Here is a 22,745-nt window from a genome sequence, read left to right as displayed (position 1 = left end):
CGATCATGAAGAAGAACAAAGACAAAGCCGTCAAGTCGCATCGTGGCCGCGGCAAGGAGATAACCAGTAGGAAAGCCTCCGAAGGGGGAGAGAAGACCTCGCTGCTGTCCATGCATATGTCGGACATCGGCAGCACGCTGAAGGGCAGCGCTCACAACAACACGGAGAATCCCGCCGATTGGGACACGCGAGCCAACCTGCTGCCGCGTTCCATCGTCAGCCTCAACCGGGACCGAGCCATCAAGTACCTGCTCACGTATGTGCTGATCTTCGTGGTCGCCATCGCGGTGATCGTCAGCGCTTTCATGGGATTGCAATCCTCCTGGGCCGATCATCGTGTGAACGTGGCGCAGCAGAAGACTCTGTCCCTGCAGCAGGAAAAGGCGCAGTTCAAGGACGTCGAGGCCACGTTGAATTCGCTGGACGATTCGCAGAAGGCCAAGATCTCCATGCTGTACGACGAAATGGACTGGATGCAGGTGGCCAATTCGTTGAATGGCGCGCTCCCGGCAGGCGGCCAGTACACGAGTCTGGAGCTCAAGAGCTACCAGCTTTCGGATTCGGACAGCGGCTCATCCTCCACCGATGACACCGCCACGGTCTGGTCCGGCAACGGCGTGATCACCGTGGACTTCAGCATCTTGTCCCCGAACTTCATCTCGGCCAAGGACTTCATCGCCAACTTCGCCGATATCCCCACGTACCAGACCGGCTACGTGAAGTCCATCACCAAGAATTCCAAGGAAGACGGCACCACCTACACGTATGAGGGCACCGTGTCCCTGAAGATGGACGGCAACACCACCTCACGAAGCGACAACTCCGCAGGTGCCGACAAGCAAAACCGCGCGCTGCTCGAGAAGCTGCGCAAGAGCCTCACCAAAGCCGCGCAGGGCACGTCGGAAGCCGATCAACAGGCTTCGGCCTCGTCCGGCACGTCCGACTCCGACGGTTCATCCAACTGATAAGCGGGAGGAAACATGAACAAGCATAGAATCGCATGGATAGCCCTGGCTCTCAGCATCGTGATCGTGATCATGTTCACATGGCTGGTGGGCGTTTCTCCTCGAATCACCCATATCAAGGATGCGAACGCGCAGACGGCGCAGATCGATGAGACCAACAAGAAACTGCGCGACCGCATCGAAGAGCTGCGAGTGGCCAGCGAGACGATTAGCCTGCAGAAGGACCGTCTGCGCCAGCTGCAGCGTCAGATTCCCGACGGCTACAACCAGAAAGAGTTCATCGACGCGTTGAATGGCGCGGCCGAAGCTGCCGGAGTCACCATCTCCTCAGTGTCTTTCAACGACGCCACGCTCGCTGTGATGCCTCCTGAAATGCAGGGAAGCATCAAAGCCGGCACATTGGTGCAGGTGCCGGTGACCATCACGGCGTCCGGCGACTACGATCCGATGCGCAACTTCGTGCAGGGCGTGCAGAACATCAATCGCGTCGCCGTGCCGGAGGACGTGCAGTACCAGATCAGCACCGACGGGGACGCCTCCAAGAACTCCGTGACGCTCAACTGCAAGATCTGGTCGCTGCTGCTCGACAACGATACCGTCGAGGACAAGAACGCCAGCAAGCAGTGACCCTGCCGGCGTGGCTTCCCACGGTTCCGCATAATCGGGACGGACCCGACTTTCCATTTCACCTCCAGGGCCTTTCCGTATTCGCGGGAGGCCCTTTTTCCGCATTCCGGTCCCTCCTCGCGCCGTGCATGCGCGTTCCGCCGCGGGTGTCAGCATGTGACGGTAGGCTGTGCGGATGTAAAGACCCCAAACCATTCACTCCAGAAGGTGCATTGTGGCTGTATCCAAACTCGATGAAGTCGTATCCCTTGCCAAGCGTCGTGGCTTTGTTTTCCCGGCCGGCGAAATCTACGGTGGAACCCGTTCCGCATGGGATTACGGTCCGCTCGGCGTCGCGCTGAAGGACAATATCAAGCGCGAATGGTGGCGTTCCATGGTCGTCACCCGTGGCGACGTGGTGGGCGTGGACACCTCCATCATCCTGCCGACCCCCGTGTGGGTCGCTTCCGGCCACGTGGCCGTCTTCAACGATCCGCTGGTGGAATGCCTCAACTGCCACAAGCGCCAGCGTTCCGACAAGCTTGAGGAATCCTACGCCGAAAAGCATGGTGACAAGCTGCCGGAGAACGGCATGGCCGACATCGTCTGCCCCGATTGCGGCACCCGTGGCAAGTGGACCGAACCGCGTGACTTCAACATGATGCTGCGCACCCATCTCGGACCGGTCGAGGACGAGAACTCCCTGCACTACCTGCGTCCTGAAACCGCGCAGGGCATCTTCGTGGACTTCAAGAACGTCATGACCTCGTCCCGCAAGAAGCCGCCGTTCGGCATCGCCAACATGGGCAAGTCCTTCCGTAACGAGATCACCCCGGGCAACTTCATCTTCCGCACCCGCGAGTTCGAGCAGATGGAGATGGAGTTCTTCGTCAAGCCGGGCGAGGACGAAGCATGGCACCAGTACTGGATCGACGCCCGCACCCAGTGGTACCTCGACCTCGGCGTTAAGCCTGAGAACCTGCGCCATTACGAGCACCCGAAGGAGAAGCTGGCCCACTATTCGAAGCGTACCGTCGACATCGAATACAAGTTCGGTTTCCAGGGCTCCGATTGGGGCGAGCTTGAAGGCATCGCCAACCGCACCGATTTCGACCTGTCTGCACATGCCAAGCATTCTGGTGAGGATCTGAGTTACTTCAACCAGGCCACCGGCGAGAAGTACGTGCCGTACGTCATCGAACCAGCCGCCGGTCTGACCCGTTCCCTCATGTGCTTCCTGGTCGACGCCTACGACGTCGACGAGGCTCCGAACACCAAGGGCGGCGTGGACAAGCGCACTGTGCTGCACCTCGACCCGCGTCTGGCTCCGGTCAAGGCCGCTGTGCTGCCGCTGAGCAAGAAGCCCGATCTGCAGAACGTGGCGCAGAAGTTCGCCGCCGACCTGCGTCAGAACGAGTGGATGATTGACTACGACGAGGCTGGCGCGATCGGTCGTCGTTACCGTCGTGAGGACGAGATTGGCACTCCGCTGTGCGTCACTGTCGACTTCGACACCCTGGACGATCAGGCCGTCACCATCCGCGAACGCGACACCATGAAGCAGGAACGCGTCAGCTTGGACAAGGTGGCCGACTACATCGCCGAGCGCATCGGTGAGAAGCGCGTCAGCGTGCCGCAGATGCCAGTCGAAATGGGTGGCGAGGCATGGCCTGAGTCCGTCAAGATCGCCGAAGCCGGTGGCCTGTACTGATCGGCCATGCCGAACGGTTGAACGGAACAAGTCTGACCTATGCCAGATAGCATTGTGAATGCCTACGAGGAATCCGACGTGCTCGACCCGCGTACCGACGCGGAACGACCGTCGGTTCCTCCCGTTATAAAGCCTGTCGATCTGGGCCCGGTCCACGTCGAAACCCCGGTGGTGCTCTCGCCGATGGCGGGCGTCACCAACTGGCCGTTCCGCGTGATTTGCGAAAGCTATGGACCTGACGGTCTGTACGTGGCGGAAATGATCACCGCCCGCGCGCTGGTCGCCCGGAACCCGAAAGCCCTCCGGCTATGCCGGTTCGCGCCGAGTGAGAAGATCCGCTCGCTGCAGTTGTACGGCGTCAATCCGGCGATCGTGGAGCAGGCGGCGAAAATCGTCATCGACGAGAACATGGCCGATCACGTCGACCTCAATTTCGGTTGCCCGGTTCCCAAGGTGACGCGTCGCGGCGGTGGCTCGGCACTGCCATGGAAGACGGACCTGTTCCGCGAGATCATCCAGCGTGTGGTCAAGGTCTGTGACAAGGCCAACGTGCCGGTCACCGCCAAAATCCGCGTCGGCATCGACCATGAGCATGAGACCTTCCTCGAGGCGGGGCATATCGCGCAGGAGGAGGGTTGCAAGGCCGTCACTCTGCACGCGCGCACTACGGCCGAATACTACGGTGGCCATTCCGATTGGTCCCGTATTGGCGAGCTGGTCTCCGAACTTGACATTCCGGTTTTCGGCAATGGCGATATCTGGGGCGCCAACGATGCTCTGGCGATGGTCTCCGAAACCGGTTGCGCAGGTGTGGCGATTGGCCGCGGCTGCCAGGGACGTCCATGGCTGTTCGCCGATATCAAGAACGCGTTCGCTGGCAGTGATGAACGTATCGATCCCACGTTGGGCGATGTGTGCCACGTGATCGAACGTCATGCCGAGCTGCTGACCGAATTCTACGATGGCGACGAGCAGATGGCCGTACACGACCTGCGCAAGCACATCGCGTGGTATCTGAAGGGCTTCCCCGTGGGTGGTTCCACACGCCGGGCTTTCATGGAATGTGAAAATCTTGGGGATGTGCGGCGGGAGATAGACAAGCTGGATCCCAGCATACGTTTCCCGGAACGAATCGCGGATAAACCAAGGGGCCGTGTTCGCTTTGCGAAGAAGGTGCATCTGCCCTACGGATGGTTGGAATCTAGGGAAACCACGCACGAGGAGCGCGAGGCTTTGTTCGGGGACGACCCGATGGATGCCAGCTACTGACGTTGGGGTTGCGGGTGCCTGAATCGACGATGTCGTGGTGGTGAAATCGTCCCGCACCCGGCGAAATCGACATAGCGACGGTAAAAAAGTGAAAAAACGGTGGTACACGCGTGGAAAAGTGCGTGTAGTATCGGCACGATTGCGATAGAGTTGTGCATGTACGTGAGTGAACAGGAGACTATGGTGAGCGAGATTGCCCAGACTGACAATTTCAACGACAAGACCAACATCAAGGTCGTCGGTGTCGGTGGAGCCGGCGGTAACGCCGTTAATCGCATGATTACTGAAGGTCTTCAGAACGTCGAATTCATTGCGATCAACACCGACGCGAAGGATCTGCTGCGATCCGACGCCGATGTCAAAATCTCGCTGAATGATGCTTCCAGCCGTGGTCTAGGCGCCGGTGCCGACCCGGAGAAGGGTGCCAAGGCGGCGCAGGACCATCAGTCCGATATCGAAGAGGCACTCAAGGGATCCGACATGGTGTTCGTCACCTGTGGCGAAGGCGGTGGCACCGGTACCGGCGCCAGCCCGATCGTGGCGCGTGCCGCTCACCAGCAGGGGGCATTGACCATCGCCGTGGTCACCCGCCCGTTCAGCTTCGAAGGGCCGCAGCGTTCCGCTTCCGCGGCGCTTGGCATCGAGAACCTGCGCAAGGAAGTCGACGCGCTGATCGTCATTCCGAACGATCGCCTGCTCGAGCTGTCCGACCGCACCATTGGCATCGTCGATGCCTTCAAGACTGCTGATACCGCATTGCTGGCTGGCGTGCAGGGCATCACCGACCTGATCACCTCGAATTCGTACATCCACGTTGATTTCAACGATGTCAACGCCATTCTCCGTGGCGCCGGCACCGCGCTGTTCGGCATCGGTTCCGCGCGGGGAGAGGACCGCGCCACTCAGGCCGCGGAAATCGCCATCAGCTCGCCGTTGCTGGAGGAAAGCATCGAAGGAGCCCATGGCGCGCTGATCAATATCGCGGGCCCGACCGACCTGAAGCTGCAGGAGGCTTCCGCCGCGGTCACACTGGTGCAGAAGGCCATTCACCCGGAAGCTCAGATCATCTGGGGTCTGTCCTTGGACGATGCCTATGGCGACGAGGTGCGCGTCACCGTCATCGCCGCGGGCTTCGATGCGACTTCCAAGAAGGCCGCCCAGTCCGCCGAAGAGAAGCAGGCTGAGGCCAAGAAGGAGGATACGGTGCCGTTGTCTGCGCTGTCCGCTGGCGTGCCGACGCCCGTCCAGCCGGTCCAGCAGCAGCCGGTGCAGCCCCAGGCGACTCCGGCCGTTCCCCAGGTGCAGCCGCTGTCCAGCTACATTCCGTCCAATCCGGCGCCAAGCGTTGCTTCGTTCGACCAGACCACCGAGCACGAAGTGGTTTCCGCGAATGACCCGGGCGACCTCGATATTCCGGATTTCCTGCGGTAAAGTCAGCGCGAAGACGCGAAAGGAAGATACATGGCTGGTTTCATGAAGAATGCGATGTCGTACTTGGGAATGTCCGACGTTGCCGAGGATGATGATTTCGATGATGAGGAGGTCGACGCCGGCAAGACTTCGTTCGATTCGGATCATTCCGTGACCCCGATGCCTTCTTCCTCGACAACCACTTCCGTCGCATCCGCTCCTCGGGAACAGTCCAATCCGTTCCAGGGTGGCAGGGTCAGCCGTATCACCACCATCCATCCGAAGACCTATGACGACGCGCAGATGGTCGGTCGCGCCATTCGTGATGGAATTCCGGTGGTTCTGAACCTGACCGGTGTGGCCGAGGCTGTCGCATATCGCATCGTCGACTTCTCCGCCGGCGTCGTGTTCGGCGTGCGGGGTTCCATCGAACGCGTGACCCCGCGGGTGTTCCTGCTGAGCCCCGCCCAGGTGAACATCAAGGTCGAGGAGCCCGAGGACAAGGGGCCTGCGCACGATTTGTTCGCTGACTGATCGGGTGCTTCCTTGCCGGTTGTTTTTGACGGTCTCCGATTGTTCGGAGGCCGTTTTCGTATCTGCTGCTGGCTGTAGTCAGGTGTAGAGTGAGCTCTCATGATTTTGACATTGATCAGATACATAGTCCACATACTGGTGAACGCCTACATCACGGTCCTGTTCATCCGCATGATTCTCGACTGGGTGTCGACGTTGGCTCCCAGATGGCGCCCCCGAGGTGTGGTGGCTTCTCTGATTGATGCCATTTATCAGCTTACCGAGCCTCCGCTACGATGGTTGAGGCAGTATATCCGTCCTATCCCGATGGGGCCGATTTACTTTGATGTGGCATTTATTGTTCTTTATTTTGTTCTTGTTGTCATCGATTTCCTCGTGTGATACGCATAAAAATCTGCTTTTTCCACAAAAACCCTGCTGTTTCGTGATAAAGTCAGACACGGAAAGCAACAACAGCAAGGCATCAAGCCCAAAGCGAGGTGTAAGGATTTATGGCTCTGTTGACGCCGAAAGATATTAGGGAGCATACCTTTCAGACCGTAAGGTTCAAGGAAGGCTATGATGTCGATGAGGTCGACGATTTCCTTGATCAGGTAACTGAGACGGTGGAAGCCCTTGGCAAGCAGGCGGTAGCCGGTGGCCAGGCCACGCAGTCTCTTGGCCCGGATGTCGCAGGGCTGAATTCCAAGATTTCCGAGCTGACCGCACAGGTGCAGTCCCTGCAGCAGGAGAACGAGACGCTGAAGTCCGCTTCTGCTCAGGCCGCCGGTGCAGGCGATCAGGCCGCTCAGGCGGCTCAGGTCGCGGCGACCAAGCTGTCCGAGGCGGAGGAAAGCAATCGTGCGCTGTCCTCCCAGAACGAGCAGCTCAAAGGACAGATTGATCGTCTGTCCGCCCAGGTCGACCAGCTTACCGCTCAGGCCGCTGAAGCCGCCGGTCAGGCCGATCTCGGCGAGCAGCTCACGTCGGTGCAGCGTGAACGTGACACGTTCCGCGCCCAGACCGAAGATCTGTCCCGTCAGCTGGCTTCTGCTCAGGAGCAAGTGGTCGTGGCCCAGCGTCAGCGTGAGCAGATCGAACAGCTCACCGCCAAGCTTGAGGAAGCTCAGGGCCAGGTCGCGCAGGCACAGCAGCTGACCCAGCAGCATGCGGCCGCATCGCAGCAGCAGGACAATCAGGTTCAGCAGCAGGCCGCGCAGATTCAGCAGCAGAACGCCCAGATTCAGCAGCTTGCCCAGCAGCTGCAGGAATCCCAGGAGCGCGAGGCTCAACTGCGTGAGCAGGTCTCCAAGTCCGAGCCGAGCACCGAAACCGGCAGCCTGCAGAAGATCGCGGGTGCCGCGGCCTCCGCGAACACCGAGCCGGAACGCGCCACCGCCATGCTGACGTTGGCCATGCAGCTGCACGACCAGTATGTCGACAAGGGCAAGGCGAAGGCGAAGGAAATCACCGAGGAAAGCCAGCGCAAGTACGAGGAGATCATCGGCAACGCCAACGATTACTCCAACCGTACCCGTTCCGAGGCTGACCAGTACTCCGCCGATACCCGCGCCAATGCCGATGGCTACATGGATCAGAAGACCCAGGATGGCGACAACTATCTGGCCCAGAAGCAGCAGGAAGGCGATGCCTACCTGAACCAGAAGACCCAGGATGGCGACGCGTATCTGGCTCAGAAGACCGAGGAGGGCAATACCTACCTCGCTCAGAAGACCCAGGAAGGCGACGACTATCTTGCTGGCAAGAAGCAGGATGGCGATAACTACCTGGCCGGCAGGCAGCAGGAAGGCGACGCGTATCTGGCCCAGAAGCAGCAGGATGGCGACAACTATCTTGCTCAGAAGACCCAGGACGCCGATACGTACTTCTCCAACAAGCACACTGAGGCCGACACCTACGAGGCAGAGGTTCAGAAGCGCGCGTTCGATTATGATTCGAAGACCCGTACCGCCGCCGATGACTACGCTCAGCAGGTTCGTGACAATCTCGAGACCCAGACCAAGGTTATCGAAGGCAACATCAAGGGCCTCAAGCAGTTCGAGACCGAATACCGTGCACGACTCACCGACTTCCTCGGTCAGCTCGTCAACCAGGTGTCCGACTCGAACAATTACGACCAGGATTCCCAGGACAACAACGACTGAGATTAGCCTGTGTCTGACATCATGAAGAATGGTCAAAGACGGCTGCGCAACCGCGTGGCCGTCTTTGCGTGTATTGCGATCGCGGCGATTGCGATTGATCAGCTTACCAAGTTGTGGGCGTTGTCCGCATTGTCCGACGGACGTACCATACGTGTGATTCCCGGACTGTTGTCGTTCACACTGGTACGCAATCCGGGAGCCTCCCTCGGTATGGGTTCCGGCATGACCTGGCTGATTTCCCTGCTGGCGATGGCGGCCTGTGTGGCGTTGGTGGTGCTGGTAGTACGCACCATCTCCATGAAATGGACGGTGGTGTTCGCCTTCGGTTTCGCAGGCGCGTTCGGCAATCTCATCGACCGCGTGGTCTACGCTCAGGGATTCCTCAACGGCAAGGTCGTGGACTTTCTGAACTATGGATGGTCCGTCGGCAATGTGGCTGACGTGTTCCTCATGTTTGCCGGCGTCGCCGCGGTATTGCTGTTGCTTTTCGGCGAACCGTATAGCCGTCAGGATCTTGACGAGCTTGAAGGCTCCAAGGAATCCAACGGAAACGTTGACGGGGCGAAGACAGCATGAGCCGGCTCGTACCTGCTCCCGACGCGCTCGTCGGCAGACGATTCGATGTTGCCGTCGCCAAAATGCTCGGCATCTCCCGTGCCAAAGCGGCGGATCTCATCGAGAGCGGACAGGCACGCGTGCTCGGCAGGGAGATCTCCAAATCGTCGAATCTGCAAGCGGGCGAAACCGTCGAATTCGACATCGTGGAGGAACGTGCCCAGCCTGAACCAATCGCCCATGATATGGCGGTCGTTTACGAGGATGACGACGTCGTCGTGGTGGACAAGCCGGTCGGCGTGGCCGCTCATGCGTCTGTGGGTTGGACCGGTCCGACCGTGCTTGGCAGCCTGATTGACAGGGGAGTGCACATCACATCGTACGGCGCCGCGGGACGCCAGGGCATCGTGTCAAGGCTTGACGTGGGCACGTCGGGTCTGATGCTCGTATGCAAGTCCGATTTGGCGTACGTGGAGATGCGTCGGCAGTTCTCCGAGCATGAGGTCGTCAAAACGTATCATGCGCTTGTGCAAGGCAACCTCAAGGAGGACAAGGCCACGATCGAGGCGCCGATCGGGCGTGCCAAAGTCTCCGACTTCCGTTTCTGCGTGACGCCGGCCGGCAAGGAGGCCATCACGCATTGGGACGTGATGGAGCGTTTCGGCGAAGCCACGCTCGTGTCCGTGAATCTGGAGACGGGGCGTACCCATCAGATTCGCGTGCATTTCTCATCCATCGGGCATCCATTGGCCGGGGACGCCATGTACGGCGCGAATCCGCAGTTGAGCGAGACGCTCGGACTTGATCGTCAGTGGCTGCATTCCATGCAGCTTGAGTTCCGTCATCCGCGAACACATGTGTGGACCACGGTCAAATCGCATTATCCGGCCGATTTGCAGCACGCGCTCGACGTGATGCGTGCACGGCACGCCGACCAGCCGCAATAGTTACGTGGCCGTACGGCACGGAATGAGGGTCTACGTCACCAATCGCAGGTAGATTGGAACGCATGGCTACTTCCGGAAATTTCGTGCAACTGCACAACCATACGCATTATTCGCTGCTTGATGGAGCGTCGAAAATACCGGACCTGGTCAAGCGTGCCAAGGAATTGGACATGCCGGCCATCGGCATCACCGACCACGGCAACATGCATGGCGCCTACGAGATGTGGAGCGACGCGGTCAACGCGGGAATCAAGCCCATCATCGGCATAGAAGCCTACGTGACGCCGGAAACCGCACGTCAGGACCCCACCCGTGTGAGCTGGGACACCAACTGGAATCCTGATCTCGACCCGTTGCACCGGCGTCGTAACCCGGATGACGTGTCGGGCGGTGGCGTCATCACCCATATGACCATGTGGGCGGAGAATGACGAAGGCCTGGTGAATCTCATGAAGGCCTCCACCGACGCGAATCTCGAGGGACGAGTCATGCGTTACCCTCGTATGGATAAGGAGGTTCTCGCCAAATATTCGAAAGGCGTCATCGCCTCATCCGGTTGTCCGTCGGGCATCATCCAGACGCGTCTGCGTCTGGGACAGTTCGATGACGCGTTGCGGGCCGCAGGCGAATTCCAAGATATTTTCGGCCGTGACAACTTCTACATCGAGTTCATGGACCATGGTCTGAAGATCGAAAAGCAGGTGACCGACGGCCTGCTCGACATCGCCAAAAAGCTCAATGCACCGCTGCTCGCCACCAACGACTCGCATTACACGCGTGCCGAGGACGCGGGCGCGCAGGACGCCATGCTGTGCATCAACTCTGGTTCCAAGTTGGATGAGCCAGGACGATTCAAGTTCGACGGCACCGGCTACTACCTGAAGTCCGCCGAGGAGATGCGCGAACTGTTCAAGGACCTTCCCGAAGCGTGCGACAACACGTTGGAGATCGCCGAACGCTGCAACGTCATGTTCGACGACCATGAGGACGGCGCGTTCATGCCACGTTTCGATTGCCCGGAAGGATGGGATGAGACGTCCCTGTTCCTCAAGAAGGTCGAGGAAGGCCTGGAACGACGTTACGACGGTCATCCACCGATCGAAGTGCTGCGTCAGGCCGACTACGAATGCGGCGTGATCTGCCAGATGCAGTTCTGCGGCTACTTCCTCGTCGTCGCCGACTACATCAACTGGGCGAAAGCGCACGGCGTGATGGTGGGACCCGGCCGTGGATCCGCCGCAGGCGCCATGGTGGCGTATGCCATGGGCATCACCGAACTCGACCCGCTCAAACACGGTCTGATCTTCGAACGATTCCTCAACCCGGAACGTGTCTCCTTGCCTGATATCGACGTCGATTTCGACCCGGATGGCCGCGGCCGCGTGCTCGATTATGTGGGCGAGAAATACGGCCGTGACAAAGTGGCGCAGTGCGTGATCTACGGCACCATCAAAACCAAGCAGGCGCTGAAGGATTCCGCCCGCATCATGGGATACGACTTCTCGGTGGGCGAGAAGATCACCAAGGCGCTGCCACCCGCGCAGACCGGCGGTAAGGATATTCCGCTGCACGACATCTTCGATCCAAGCGCGAAACGATACGCCGAGGCGCGCGAATTCCGCGAACTGTACGACTCCGACCCGGATGCGAAACGCATCACGGACGAGGCGATGGGCATCGAAGGCCTGATACGACAGACCGGTGTGCACGCCTGCGCCACCATCATGGGTAGCGAGCCGATCACCAACACGTCGCCATTGCTGGAACGCACCGACGGCACCATCACCACCACGCTCGAATACCACACGTGCGAAACGCTTGGCCTGGTCAAAATGGATTTCCTTGGCCTGTCCAACTTGACGGTGATCCGAGACACCCTGAACAACATCGAGGCCAACGGCAAGGAACGCATCGACCACACGAAGATCCCGCTGGACGACCGCGCCACCTACGACCTGCTGTCCCGAGGCGACACGCTGGGCGTGTTCCAGCTCGATTCCGACGGCATGCGCTCGCTGCTGAAAACATTGAAGCCGAACAACTTCAACGACATCTCCGCACTGATCGCGCTATACCGTCCAGGCCCGATGGATATGGACTCGCACACCAACTATGCGAAGCGCAAGAACGGCTTGCAGGAGATCACGCCAATTCACCCCGAAGTGGCCGAGCCGCTCAAGGAGGTGCTGGACGAGACCTACGGTCTGATCGTCTACCAGGAGCAGGTGCAGTCCGCAGCACGAATCCTCGCAGGCTATTCGCTGGGCAAGGCCGATGTGCTGCGTCGAGCGATGGGCAAGAAGAAGCCGGAAGTGCTGGCCAAGGAACAGATCCCGTTCTTCGCCGGCATGAGGGAGCACGGATATTCCAAAGAGGCCGCACAGGCCGTGTGGGACATCCTCGTGCCGTTCTCCGGTTACGCGTTCAACAAGGCGCATTCCGCCGCATACGGCTTGATCTCCTATTGGACCGCATACCTGAAGACCCACTACCCGGTGGAGTTCATGGCCGCCCTGCTGCAGGGCGCCAGCACGAACAAGGACAAGACCGCGTTGTATCTGGGCGAGGCACGGCGTATGGGCATCCAGGTGCTGTCGCCGGACGTGAACGAATCGGTGTACGAATATTCGGCCGTCGGCGATGTCGTTCGATTCGGCCTCGGTGCAATCCGCAACGTCGGCAAGAACGCCGTGGATGCGATCATCGCGGAACGTGAGAACGGCCACGGCAAGTATGTGAACTTCACCGACTTCATCAAGCGCGTGCCATTGGAGGCGCTGAACCGGCGTCTGGTGGAATCGTTGATCAAGGCGGGCGCGTTCGATTCGATCGATCCGAACCGCAGGGCCCTGTTCACCATCCATGAGACGGCCATCAATTCCGTGGTCGGGCTGAAACGCAAGCAGGCGGAAGGCCAGTTCGACCTGTTCGCGGACTTGGACGATTCCAGCGAGGACGATTCCGCGATGGGCGACGCCATGGTCCAGGTGCCCGATGTGGAGGAGTGGGATAAGAAGACCAAACTGAACTTCGAACGCGAGATGCTTGGTCTGTATGTATCCGACCATCCGTTGAGCGGCATGCAGTCGGTGCTGGTGTCGTTGCGCGAAATGTCCATCGCGCATCTGATCGACCGTGCGGGAAGCATGCCGGATGGACAGCAGGTGACGATCGCGGGACTCATCACGAACGTGGACCGACGTGTGTCGAAGAAAGGAAACCCCTGGGCAATCGTCACCGTCGAGGATCTGGAAAGCTCCATCCAATGCATGTTCTTTGGCAAAGTGTATGAGGCCGCGGCGCCCGAACTGGCAGTCGATACCGTGGTACAGATACGCGGCCAGGTGGAGAAACGCGACGAGACGGTGAGCATGCGCGCCACCGAATTCACCGTGCCGACACTGGAGGCACAGGATGAACGTCCGCTGACGATCGTTCTGCCGCCGATTGCGCTTGACCAGTCGCATGCGCGGCGTTTGGGCGAGATTCTGGCCAGCCATCCCGGACCATGCGAGGTGAAACTGGCGCTGATGGATGACAAGGGCAATGCCAAGGTGCTGACGTTCGGAGACCGCTTCCGCGTTAGGCGTGACACGTCCCTGTTCGCCGAAATCAAGATCCTGTTCGGCCCCAGCTCGTTGCCGCTGTCCTGACCAGCCGGACGCTCAGCGGAAAGCAGTGGCAAAGTGACGAAACGGGCCGTGGAAATCCGGAATCGATGGATTTCCACGGCCCGTTCCATATCTCACGATCGCGCACGATACTGCAATCAGACCGACTGCTCTTCCGCCTGAGTTTCTTCGATGATATTGCCTTCGGCGTCAATCTTCGGAGCGCCGTCGGCAATGCACTTGGCCACCACGTTCTTGGACATGGCCGCGGAAGCGGACAACGATACCGCCATCAGCACCGAACAGACGATGCCGATGATCCAAGCCGGCGTGAATGACAAAGCTTTGTCGAACGCAAGACCGGACACAATCGCGCCGATGATGCCGCCAAGCGCGGTGGCGGACACCGCGAAACCGGTCAGCTTGCCGACGTCTCGGCGGCCGTATTCGTGCGTGATCATGATCGACGGGCCAATCGTGGCGGTACAGGTTCCGATGCCGTAGAAAACCGCGGCGAGAATCGGGCCCCAATCCGTGGTCGGGAAACACAGGAACAGGCAGGCGAGCAAGCAGGACGCGGATCCGACGAGCACGCCGCCGTACATGCCGAAACGGTCGAAAATCCAGCCAAGAGCCACCTTTGCCACCAGTACGACGCCCATGTACAACGACATGATGGTTCCGGCCCACACCACGCTGTGGCCTCCCGTCACCACCTCGGTGCCGTTGTTGTTGACGGACGTCATGTTGGACACCATGTTTACGGAGACCGCGCCGTTGATGACACCGACGAACAAGAATCCCAACACCAGCAGCCAGAAGCCGGCGTGCCTGCGCAGCACCTTCCAGCCGACCGCGACGTTCACCTCGGACAGCGAATGGCCGCTTTTGCGTTCGGCCTCCTTGATCTCCTCGTCGCTCAGTTCGGCGCCCAGCGGCAGCAGTCCCTTCTCGCTCGGCTTGGTGCGGAAGAAGATCACCGGAATCGGCAGCGCCGCCACCAGACAGATGACGCCGAGCGCCACATAGGCGGTGCGCCAGCCGTAGTTGGCGATGATGGCGCTGGCCACGGGGGAGAGGATCATGCCTCCGAAACCGGAACCGCACAGCGCCGCGGAAACGGCGAGTCCACGCTTGAGATTGAACCAGTTGGTCACCACCACGGAGATGAACAGACGTACGCCGGATGTGATCAGCGTGCCGGAGACCGCGGCGAGCAGGTAGATATGCCAGGGAGCGGTGGCTGCGGAATAGCCGAACAGCAGCACTGCGGAAAGTATCACCAGACAGGATGCGATCTGACGCGCGCCCAGCCGGTCGATCAGAGTGCCCATGAACAGTGTGGCGACGATCGAAATCAGAGACGCGAGCGAAGTGCCGGTGTTGTACTGGCCGATGGTCATGTGTAGATCCGAGACGATATGCGCCTGGAACAGCGACGAACAGTTGACGAACGTCGTATAGCAGGTGGCCATCATCAGGAAACCGCCGATGACTATCCACCATCCGTAGAAGAATTTCGGTTTTGCTGCCGTCTTTGGAATTTCCGGCGATTGCTGTGACATGGGCGGTGTCCTCCTTGGCCATCGTGGTTGCCTGATTGGCAGCAACCTAACACCGTCATGTAACGGCTGTCATGTAACACATCGGGGTGTGGACACCCTATTCCCGGGGTGCGGGTGGAAGGTGGGTATGGGCGCGCGCAGCCGCGTGACGCCACGTGCGAAACCCTCGATATTCCGCAGCGTCTCACAATGCGGTTGAATGTGAGACGTCAGGGCGTTCTCGTGACTTGACGTTGTTACCATGGTGCGTTATGAGCGAAGAAAACTATATGCGAATCATTGACCTGCGAGGCAAGAAGCTGACCCGAGCCGAAATGCTGGAAGCCATGCCCCGCGCTGAGATGGGCACCAACGAGGCCACCGAACTCGTGCAGCCGATTCTTGACGACGTGAAGGCCCGCGGCGCTGCGGCCTTGCGTGATTTCGCGGAGAAGTTCGACCATATTCGCCCTGAGAACCTGCGTGTGCCGGCCGAGGCCATGAAGGCCGCGCTCGACGAGCTTGATCCGGAAGTGCGCGCCGCCATCGAGGAGTCCGTGCGCCGTTGCCGCGCCGTCTCCGCGTCCCAGGTGCCCGCGCCGTTCCACACCGATCTGGCCGAAGGCGCACGTGTCGCCGAACGTTGGATTCCGGTGCAGCGCGTCGGACTGTACGTGCCTGGCGGCAAGGCCGTCTACCCGAGCTCCGTCATCATGAACGTGGTGCCGGCCCAGGCCGCGGGCGTCGAATCCCTGGCGATCGCGACCCCGCCGAGCCGCAACAACTCCGACGGTCTGCCGGACAAGACCATCCTCGCCACCTGCGCCATCCTCGGCGTGGATGAGGTGTACGCGGTCGGCGGCGCGCAGGCCATCGCCATGTTCGCTTACGGCGCCAAGGGCTCCGAACCGCAGGACGGCGAGATCCTGTGCGACCCGGTCGACAAGATCACCGGCCCGGGCAACATCTTCGTCGCCACCGCCAAGCGCATGGTGTCCGGCATCGTCGGCATCGACGCGGTCGCCGGCCCGACCGAAATCGCCATCATCGCCGACAAGGGTGCTAACCCGAGCTGGCTCGCCGCTGATCTGATCGGCCAGGCCGAGCATGACGAGCTCGCCGGTTCCGTGCTCATCACCGACAGTGAGGAGCTTGCCGACAAGGTCCAGGAAAGCCTCCGATACCGTGTGCCGCGTACCGAGCATGCAGAACGAGTCAACACGTCGCTGCGTGGTCGCCAGTCCGGCATCATCCTCACGGACGGCATCGAACAGTCCATCGACGCGGCCAACGCATACGCCGCCGAACACCTCGAAGTGCAGACCGCCGATCCGGATGCGGTCATCGCCAAGATTCGCAACGCAGGCGCCATCTTCCGTGGCCCGTACTCCCCGGTCCCGCTGGGCGATTACATGTCCGGCTCCAACCACGTGCTGCCGACCTCTGGAACCGCCCGTTTTGCCGCCGGCCTCGGCGTGCACACCTTCATGAAGCCCGTCGAAGTCATCGAATATGACGAGCAGGGCCTGAAGACACTCGCCGCTCGCGTGAATGCCTTCGCGGTTTCCGAAGATTTGCCGGCACATGGCGAGTGCGTGCTGAGCCGCTTCATCGACGACCCGTACGACAAGGCGACCATCAAGGAACAGGAAGAGCAGGCTGGGCTTCGATGAGCGCAACTTCCGCAGCTGAAAACAACGCGATTCCGGCATATCTGCCGCTTCGCAACGATTTGATCGGCGAGGAGCCGTACGGTGCGCCGCAGCTCGACGTGCCGGTATGCCTCAACGTCAACGAGAACCCGTACGCGCCGGAACCGGCGGTGGTGGAAACCATCGCCCAGCGTGTCAAGGAGATCGCGCCGACGCTCAACCGGTATCCGGACCGCGAGCACATCGAACTGCGCAAGGCGTTCTCGAAGTATTTGGAACGCGAATCCGGCGTGAAACTGAACGTCGACCAGCTGTGGGGCGCCAACGGTTCCAACGAGATCATGCTGCAGCTGTTCCAGGCCTTCGGCGGTCCGGGACGAACCGCCCTCGGTTGTGATCCGACGTACTCCATGTATCCGGAGTATGCGCGCGACACGTTCACCACCTGGAAGCTCGCGCATCGCAACGCCGACTTCACTCTTGACGTGGATGCCACCATCAGGGCCATCGAAGAGGTCAAGCCGGCCATGATCGTGCTCACCAGCCCGAACAACCCGACCGGCACCCCACTCAAGCCCGAGGACCTCAAGCGTGTTCTGGAAGCCGCGCGAAACGCCGAAGTGGCGGGCGCGGCCGAAGGCGTTCACCCGGTGGTCGTGGTGGACGAGGCCTACATCGAATTCCGCGATCCGGGCACACCCACCGCGCTGGAGCTCATCGGCGAATACGAGAACCTCGCCGTGAGCCGCACCATGAGCAAGGCCTTCGCCTTCGCCGGAGCGCGCGTCGGCTATCTGGCCGCCAACAAGGGCATCATCGACTGCGTGCGCATCGTCCGCATGCCGTACCATCTGTCCGCGGTCACCCAGGCCGCCGCCCTCGCCGCGTTCGAACACACCGACGAGCAGCTGAGCCGCGTGAACCACCTGCGTGAGACCCGCAACGCCACCGTCACCTGGCTCAAGCAGCAGACCTACAAGGGTCAGCCGCTGGAAGTGGCCGAAACGCAATCGAACTTCATCCTCTTCGGCGGCCACTTCGATGACCGCGACCGCATCTTCGACGAACTGCTCAAGCGGGGCGTGCTCATCCGCGTGGTCGGTCCGGAAGGCTGGATGCGCGTGTGCATGGGCACTGACGAGGAGATGGCGCGATTCCGCGAGGCACTCGTCGAAACGCTGCGTATCGTGGAAAAAGGCTGAAACAAGCCGACGCAACAGAATCGCAATCATCGTAAAAAGGAGTCGCAATCATGGCACGCACCGCAACCATCGTTCGTGAAACCAGCGAATCCAAGGTGGAGCTGAGCCTCAACCTCGACGGCACGGGCAAAACCGACATCGACACGTCCGTGCCCTTCTACAACCATATGATGACGGCGCTCGGCAAGCATTCGCTGATCGACCTGAGAATCAAGGCCACCGGAGACACTGACATCGACGCGCACCACACCGTGGAGGACATCGCCATCGTGTTCGGCGAAGCGTTGAAGCAGGCCCTCGGGGACAAGCGTGGCATCCGCCGTTTCGCCGATGCTACCGTGCCGCTTGACGAGGCGCTCGCCAAGGCCGTCGTGGACATCTCCGGACGCCCGTACTGCGTGTGCACCGGTGAGCCGGAAGGTTTCGAATACTGCATGATCGGCGGGCACTTCACCGGCTCGCTCGTTCGGCATGTCATGGAATCCATCGCCATGCACGCCGGCATCTGCCTGCATCTGCACGTGATCTCCGGACGCGATCCGCACCATATTGCCGAAGCCGAGTTCAAGGCCTTGGCGCGTGCGCTGCGCTTCGCCATCGAACCGGATCCGCGCGTTGATGGCATTCCGAGCACGAAAGGCGCCCTGTGATGTCCGACGACAAGGACGATTTGGACGATTTTCCGAACGATTCCGCGGACGGCTTCGGCAAAGCCGGCGACGATGGCATGCATTTCAGCGAGGAAGAGCTGGAAGCGGCCATGGCCGGTTTCGAGAAGGAGTTCCAGGACGAGGAGGCGGCCAAACAGGCCGATAACAAGTCCGGAACGCAGGATACGCCCGATGCTTCGAATTTCGACGCTTCGTCCGATTCGGACGCTTCGGACGAGGTACGGGAGACCGATGCGGTGCTTTCCGAAGCTGAGACGTCGCTTTCGTTCGATGACGAGCTGCAGGGACTTCTGGGCAATCGCGCGAAATCCGCGGTGATCATCACCCGGGTCACGTCAGCCCAACTGCTTGCAGCCTTCTGCCAGCTGTCCGACATCTCCGCTCAATGCGTCGGCTCGCCGCAAGGCGCGGTCGCCGTGTTGCGCAACCTCGATGGCGACGGGCCGGAATCGGCCATCAAGGATCTGACCATCGTGGTCTCCGGCATGCCGGCGATTCTTGCGGTCAATCGAGCCGACAAGCTCGAGGCGACCATGTACATGCAGGGCAAGGCCGGGCAGACCTTCGCCCCGCCGGTGCTGTTCGCATCCGTCGCATCGTTCGTCGAGGATCTCATGCTTGGCATCACCGATATGGAGGGTGTGCGCGCATCCGGAACCGAAATCATCGATTCCGCAAGCCTGAGTCGAGACGATGCCATGCGGATCCTGGCCGAGCATACGAAATTCGGTCGCGGATCGTCGCGCATCGAATAAGCTTTTCGCCGTGGCCGTCACCGTGCTTCGGCGAACATACAAGAAGGAGGACTTCCATGACTTCCGTGGTGGTGTTCGATTACGGTTTCGGCAATGTGCGCTCCATGGTGCGCGCGTTGGCCAATCTCGGTCTTGATGTGACCCTCACATCCGACCATCATCAGGCGTTGGAGGCCGACGGACTTGTGGTGCCGGGCGTCGGCGCGTTCGGGGCCTGCATGGAGGGTCTGAAGAAGGTCGGGGGAGACACGGTCATCAAGGATCGTCTGCGTGCCGGGCGCCCGGTGCTGGGCGTGTGCGTCGGCGAACAGATCATGTTCGAACGTGGCATGGAGCATGGCGACGGCACACCCGGCCTTGGTCTGATCAAGGGCAGCGTCGAACTGCTCGACGCCGATGTGGTGCCGCATATGGGTTGGGATACCGTCGAGGCGCCGGAAGACTCCGTGCTGCTCAAAGGCGTTGAGGATGAGCGGTTCTACTTCGTGCACTCCTTCGCCGCGATGGGCGCCACATCTGCCGATACGTCCGCCGATCAGATCGATTTCGGCGACGCGCAGGAGCATGTGACGTGGTGCACGTACGGACGCAGCCGTTTTGTCGCCGCATACGAACGCGGCCCGCTGTTCGCCACGCAGTTCCATCCGGAGAAATCCGCCGAAGCCGGCGCCCAGCTGCTGCGCAACTGGGTCGCGACGTTCTGACCGCATGATGACGGACGCCGCAATCCGCAAAACAAACCGTAGAATCGCAAGAATCGTCGGACGGACGAAAAACCGTCCGGCATATGGAACGAAAGGTAAGACATGTCTTTGACGCTGCTTCCCGCCGTCGATGTCCGTGATGGCAAGGCTGTGCGCCTGCGTCAGGGCGAATCCGGCTCCGAAACCGATTATGGTTCCCCGCTGGAGGCCGCCCGCACGTGGATGGAATCGGGTGCCGAATGGATTCACCTGGTCGATCTCGACGCCGCGTTCGGCACCGGGAACAACCGTGACCAGCTGCGCGCCATCGTCAAGGAGCTGGGCGACAAGGTCAACATCGAGATGTCCGGCGGCGTGCGCGACGATGCATCGCTGGACGCGGCTTTGGAAGCTGGCGCGGCCCGTGTGAACATTGGCACCGCGGCTCTGGAGAATCCCGACTGGACCGCCTCCGTCATCAAAAAGTATGGTGACCGCGTGGCCGTCGGCCTCGACGTGCGCGGACACACCCTTGCTGCCCGTGGCTGGGTGAAGGAAGGCGGCGACCTGTTCGAGACCATGAAGTTCCTTGATTCCGTCGGCTGCTCCCGTTACGTGGTCACCGACGTGGCCCGCGACGGCATGATGAGCGGTCCGAACATCGAGCTGCTGCGCGAAGTGGCCTCCCGTACCGATGCGAAGGTCACCGCGTCCGGCGGCATCTCCAAGCTCGATGATCTGCGGAACATCAAGGAGCTCGCCGAGTTGGGCGTGGACTCCGCGATTCTCGGCAAGTCGCTGTACGCGCGCGCCTTCACGCTGGAGGAAGCGCTCGAAGTCGCACGCTGATAGCGTGTGATGTATTCCGATCGCCGCAAATGTGTCACGATTCGGTTTTTAGACCGAAATTTCGAATCGTGACACAGTCGATTCCATATTAATACCCCCTAACTCTCAAAATCCATGCGAAAACGGCGTGGAGAGGAAGGTAAGGGGGTATTTCTATATCGGCTGATGTGTCACGATTCGAAATTTCGCCTTGAAAACGGAATCGTGCGACACGACGCGTGTTAACGATGTTCGTAACATGCGCATGGAACGATTGGGCACTATGGATAAACAGCAAGAGTTTGCTTTGCGCACGGTCGAGGAACGCGACGTGCGTTTCATTCGTCTATGGTTCACGGATGTGTTGGGAACGCTGAAGTCCGTGGCCATCGCCCCGGCGGAATTGGAAGCGGCATTCGAGGAAGGTCTCGGATTCGACGGTTCCGCGGTGGAAGGCCTTACCCGTGTGTCCGAAGACGACATGATCGTCAAACCCGATCCGTCGACGTTCCAGATTCTTCCCTGGCGAGGTGGCCCGCAAGGCACCGCGCGTATGTTCTGCGACGTGCTCACGCCTGATGGCGAACCGTCCTTGGGTGATCCGCGCCACGTGCTCAAGCAGGCGCTGGCCAAAGCCAAGGAGAAGGGCTTCACCTTCTACGTGCATCCGGAGATCGAATTCTATCTGTTCGAAAAGCAGGACGATTGGGCGCAGACTCCGAAGCCGATCGATGAGGGCGGCTACTTCGACCATGTGCCGCGCAGCCCCGGCATGGACTTCCGCCGTGCCACCGTCAACATGCTCGAACAGATGGGCATTTCGGTGGAGTACTCGCATCACGAGGCGGGGCCAGGCCAGAACGAGATCGATCTGCGGTATGCGGATGCGCTCACCACGGCCGACAACATCATGACGTTCCGCACCGTCGTCAAGGAGATTTCGCTGGAGCGAGGCATCCATGCCAGCTTCATGCCGAAACCTCTCGCCGACGCTCCGGGCTCCGGCATGCACACGCACCTGAGCCTGTTCGAAGGCGACGCCAATGCATTCTACGAGGCCGGACAGGAATTCAACATGTCCGTCACCGCGCGGCAGTTCGCGGCCGGCATCCTGCATCACGCGGCTGAGATCTGCGCTGTCACCGATCAGTACGTCAACTCCTACAAGCGTCTGTGGGGCGGTGCCGAAGCGCCGAGCTACATCTGCTGGGGTCACAACAATCGTTCCGCGTTGCTGCGTATCCCGCAGTACAAGCCGGGCAAGGGCAATTCCGCACGTATGGAATTCCGTGCGCTCGACCCGGTCGCTAACCCGTATCTCGCGTATTCCGTGCTGCTCGCCGCCGGTCTCGATGGTATCGACAAGCAGATGCAGCTGGGCGAGCCCACCAGCGACGACGTGTGGGAGCTTACCGACGCCGAACGTCAGGCCATGGGCATCCAGCCGCTGCCGGAATCGCTTGATGAGGCGCTGAAGATCATGGAGAAGTCCGATTTCGTCGCGAGTGTCCTCGGCGAGCACGCGTTCGAATACTTCCTGCGCAACAAGCGTCAGGAATGGAACGAGTATCGTCGACAGGTCACGCCGTTCGAGCTGAAGAAGTATCTGCCGAAGCTGTGATCGCGCAATCGATATGATGAAGGGCCGTTGTCCGGAA

19 protein-coding genes are annotated in these 22,745 nt (G+C 60.4%); 18 read left to right on the top strand and 1 reads right to left on the bottom strand.

The window, feature by feature from the left end:
- Positions 1-5 precede the first annotated feature (5 nt).
- The 11 genes from AC1ATL_RS07700 to dnaE all read left to right on the top strand — a co-directional run bounded on the left by AC1ATL_RS07700 (position 6) and on the right by dnaE (position 13,794).
- Entirely contained in the window at positions 6-965 is a 960-nt protein-coding gene (locus AC1ATL_RS07700; RefSeq protein WP_476569776.1) for a hypothetical protein, read from the top strand.
- A 15-nt stretch (positions 966-980) separates the two neighbouring features.
- On the top strand, positions 981-1,592 hold the full coding sequence (gene pilO, locus AC1ATL_RS07695; RefSeq protein WP_476569775.1) for a type 4a pilus biogenesis protein PilO: 612 nt from the start codon (positions 981-983) through the stop codon (positions 1,590-1,592).
- A 214-nt stretch (positions 1,593-1,806) separates the two neighbouring features.
- Entirely contained in the window at positions 1,807-3,282 is a 1,476-nt protein-coding gene (locus AC1ATL_RS07690) for a glycine--tRNA ligase (protein WP_476569774.1), read from the top strand.
- 39 nt (positions 3,283-3,321) lie between these two features.
- Positions 3,322-4,551 carry a tRNA dihydrouridine synthase DusB gene (gene dusB / locus AC1ATL_RS07685; RefSeq protein ID WP_476569773.1) on the top strand — a complete coding sequence of 410 codons (1,230 nt, stop codon included), beginning with the start codon at positions 3,322-3,324 and terminating at the stop codon, positions 4,549-4,551.
- Between the two features lie 180 nt (positions 4,552-4,731).
- A complete protein-coding gene (gene ftsZ / locus AC1ATL_RS07680) occupies positions 4,732-5,982 on the top strand; it encodes a cell division protein FtsZ (RefSeq protein WP_476569772.1) in 1,251 nt (416 codons plus the stop codon).
- Between the two features lie 30 nt (positions 5,983-6,012).
- Positions 6,013-6,495, top strand: coding sequence for a cell division protein SepF (locus AC1ATL_RS07675; protein ID WP_432622853.1), 483 nt, complete (start codon positions 6,013-6,015; stop codon positions 6,493-6,495).
- Positions 6,496-6,594: 99 nt separating this feature from the next.
- Positions 6,595-6,876: a YggT family protein gene (locus AC1ATL_RS07670; RefSeq protein WP_432622851.1), complete on the top strand. Its 282-nt coding sequence runs from the start codon at positions 6,595-6,597 to the stop codon at positions 6,874-6,876.
- Between the two features lie 110 nt (positions 6,877-6,986).
- Entirely contained in the window at positions 6,987-8,639 is a 1,653-nt protein-coding gene (locus AC1ATL_RS07665; protein WP_476569771.1) for a DivIVA domain-containing protein, read from the top strand.
- Between the two features lie 21 nt (positions 8,640-8,660).
- A complete protein-coding gene (gene lspA, locus AC1ATL_RS07660) occupies positions 8,661-9,215 on the top strand; it encodes a signal peptidase II (protein WP_476569809.1) in 555 nt (184 codons plus the stop codon).
- Entirely contained in the window at positions 9,212-10,141 is a 930-nt protein-coding gene (locus AC1ATL_RS07655; protein ID WP_476569770.1) for an RluA family pseudouridine synthase, read from the top strand. The genes lspA and AC1ATL_RS07655 overlap by 4 nt, the downstream gene beginning before the upstream one ends.
- Before the next feature lie 62 nt (positions 10,142-10,203).
- Positions 10,204-13,794, top strand: a complete 3,591-nt coding sequence (dnaE, locus tag AC1ATL_RS07650) for a DNA polymerase III subunit alpha (protein ID WP_476569769.1) — start codon at positions 10,204-10,206, stop codon at positions 13,792-13,794.
- A gap of 116 nt (positions 13,795-13,910) precedes the next feature.
- Here dnaE and AC1ATL_RS07645 read toward each other — a convergent pair whose 3' ends face one another.
- Positions 13,911-15,317: an MFS transporter gene (locus tag AC1ATL_RS07645; RefSeq protein ID WP_476569768.1), complete on the bottom strand. Its 1,407-nt coding sequence runs from the start codon at positions 15,315-15,317 to the stop codon at positions 13,911-13,913.
- Between the two features lie 269 nt (positions 15,318-15,586).
- Here AC1ATL_RS07645 and hisD point away from each other — a divergent pair, with 269 nt between their 5' ends.
- From hisD to glnA, 7 genes are all read left to right on the top strand, one after another.
- Positions 15,587-16,969 carry a histidinol dehydrogenase gene (hisD, locus tag AC1ATL_RS07640; protein ID WP_172620202.1) on the top strand — a complete coding sequence of 461 codons (1,383 nt, stop codon included), beginning with the start codon at positions 15,587-15,589 and terminating at the stop codon, positions 16,967-16,969.
- Positions 16,966-18,150 carry a histidinol-phosphate transaminase gene (locus AC1ATL_RS07635; protein WP_476569767.1) on the top strand — a complete coding sequence of 395 codons (1,185 nt, stop codon included), beginning with the start codon at positions 16,966-16,968 and terminating at the stop codon, positions 18,148-18,150. Before hisD ends, AC1ATL_RS07635 begins: the two co-directional genes overlap by 4 nt.
- A 50-nt stretch (positions 18,151-18,200) precedes the next feature.
- Positions 18,201-18,800 carry an imidazoleglycerol-phosphate dehydratase HisB gene (gene hisB / locus AC1ATL_RS07630; RefSeq protein WP_026646224.1) on the top strand — a complete coding sequence of 200 codons (600 nt, stop codon included), beginning with the start codon at positions 18,201-18,203 and terminating at the stop codon, positions 18,798-18,800.
- A complete protein-coding gene (locus AC1ATL_RS07625) occupies positions 18,800-19,576 on the top strand; it encodes a hypothetical protein (protein WP_476569766.1) in 777 nt (258 codons plus the stop codon). Before hisB ends, AC1ATL_RS07625 begins: the two co-directional genes overlap by 1 nt.
- A gap of 56 nt (positions 19,577-19,632) precedes the next feature.
- Complete coding sequence (hisH, locus tag AC1ATL_RS07620; RefSeq protein WP_476569765.1) at positions 19,633-20,280, top strand: imidazole glycerol phosphate synthase subunit HisH; 648 nt, start codon at positions 19,633-19,635, stop codon at positions 20,278-20,280.
- Between the two features lie 102 nt (positions 20,281-20,382).
- Positions 20,383-21,108: a bifunctional 1-(5-phosphoribosyl)-5-((5-phosphoribosylamino)methylideneamino)imidazole-4-carboxamide isomerase/phosphoribosylanthranilate isomerase PriA gene (gene priA, locus AC1ATL_RS07615; RefSeq protein ID WP_476569764.1), complete on the top strand. Its 726-nt coding sequence runs from the start codon at positions 20,383-20,385 to the stop codon at positions 21,106-21,108.
- Between the two features lie 262 nt (positions 21,109-21,370).
- Entirely contained in the window at positions 21,371-22,708 is a 1,338-nt protein-coding gene (glnA, locus tag AC1ATL_RS07610) for a type I glutamate--ammonia ligase (RefSeq protein WP_026646220.1), read from the top strand.
- Positions 22,709-22,745: the final 37 nt, after the last annotated feature.

It is taken from the genome of Bifidobacterium sp. LH_743 (assembly GCF_056355775.1).
Note: the sequence above shows the minus strand (reverse complement) of the source record. Positions and strands in the feature narration are given on the sequence as shown.

What these genes read in the sequence shown, in the direction of transcription:
- AC1ATL_RS07700 (WP_476569776.1), top strand. Translation starts at nt 6, where the DNA reads ATGAAGAAGAACAAAGACAAAGCCGTCAAGTCGCATCGTGGCCGCGGC.
- pilO (WP_476569775.1), top strand. Translation starts at nt 981, where the DNA reads ATGAACAAGCATAGAATCGCATGGATAGCCCTGGCTCTCAGCATCGTG.
- dusB (WP_476569773.1), top strand. Translation starts at nt 3,322, where the DNA reads ATGCCAGATAGCATTGTGAATGCCTACGAGGAATCCGACGTGCTCGAC.
- ftsZ (WP_476569772.1), top strand. Translation starts at nt 4,732, where the DNA reads ATGGTGAGCGAGATTGCCCAGACTGACAATTTCAACGACAAGACCAAC.
- AC1ATL_RS07675 (WP_432622853.1), top strand. Translation starts at nt 6,013, where the DNA reads ATGGCTGGTTTCATGAAGAATGCGATGTCGTACTTGGGAATGTCCGAC.
- AC1ATL_RS07670 (WP_432622851.1), top strand. Translation starts at nt 6,595, where the DNA reads ATGATTTTGACATTGATCAGATACATAGTCCACATACTGGTGAACGCC.
- AC1ATL_RS07665 (WP_476569771.1), top strand. Translation starts at nt 6,987, where the DNA reads ATGGCTCTGTTGACGCCGAAAGATATTAGGGAGCATACCTTTCAGACC.
- lspA (WP_476569809.1), top strand. Translation starts at nt 8,661, where the DNA reads ATGAAGAATGGTCAAAGACGGCTGCGCAACCGCGTGGCCGTCTTTGCG.
- AC1ATL_RS07655 (WP_476569770.1), top strand. Translation starts at nt 9,212, where the DNA reads ATGAGCCGGCTCGTACCTGCTCCCGACGCGCTCGTCGGCAGACGATTC.
- dnaE (WP_476569769.1), top strand. Translation starts at nt 10,204, where the DNA reads ATGGCTACTTCCGGAAATTTCGTGCAACTGCACAACCATACGCATTAT.
- AC1ATL_RS07645 (WP_476569768.1), bottom strand. Translation starts at nt 15,317, where the DNA reads ATGTCACAGCAATCGCCGGAAATTCCAAAGACGGCAGCAAAACCGAAA.
- hisD (WP_172620202.1), top strand. Translation starts at nt 15,587, where the DNA reads ATGCGAATCATTGACCTGCGAGGCAAGAAGCTGACCCGAGCCGAAATG.
- AC1ATL_RS07635 (WP_476569767.1), top strand. Translation starts at nt 16,966, where the DNA reads ATGAGCGCAACTTCCGCAGCTGAAAACAACGCGATTCCGGCATATCTG.
- hisB (WP_026646224.1), top strand. Translation starts at nt 18,201, where the DNA reads ATGGCACGCACCGCAACCATCGTTCGTGAAACCAGCGAATCCAAGGTG.
- AC1ATL_RS07625 (WP_476569766.1), top strand. Translation starts at nt 18,800, where the DNA reads ATGTCCGACGACAAGGACGATTTGGACGATTTTCCGAACGATTCCGCG.
- hisH (WP_476569765.1), top strand. Translation starts at nt 19,633, where the DNA reads ATGACTTCCGTGGTGGTGTTCGATTACGGTTTCGGCAATGTGCGCTCC.
- priA (WP_476569764.1), top strand. Translation starts at nt 20,383, where the DNA reads ATGTCTTTGACGCTGCTTCCCGCCGTCGATGTCCGTGATGGCAAGGCT.
- glnA (WP_026646220.1), top strand. Translation starts at nt 21,371, where the DNA reads ATGGATAAACAGCAAGAGTTTGCTTTGCGCACGGTCGAGGAACGCGAC.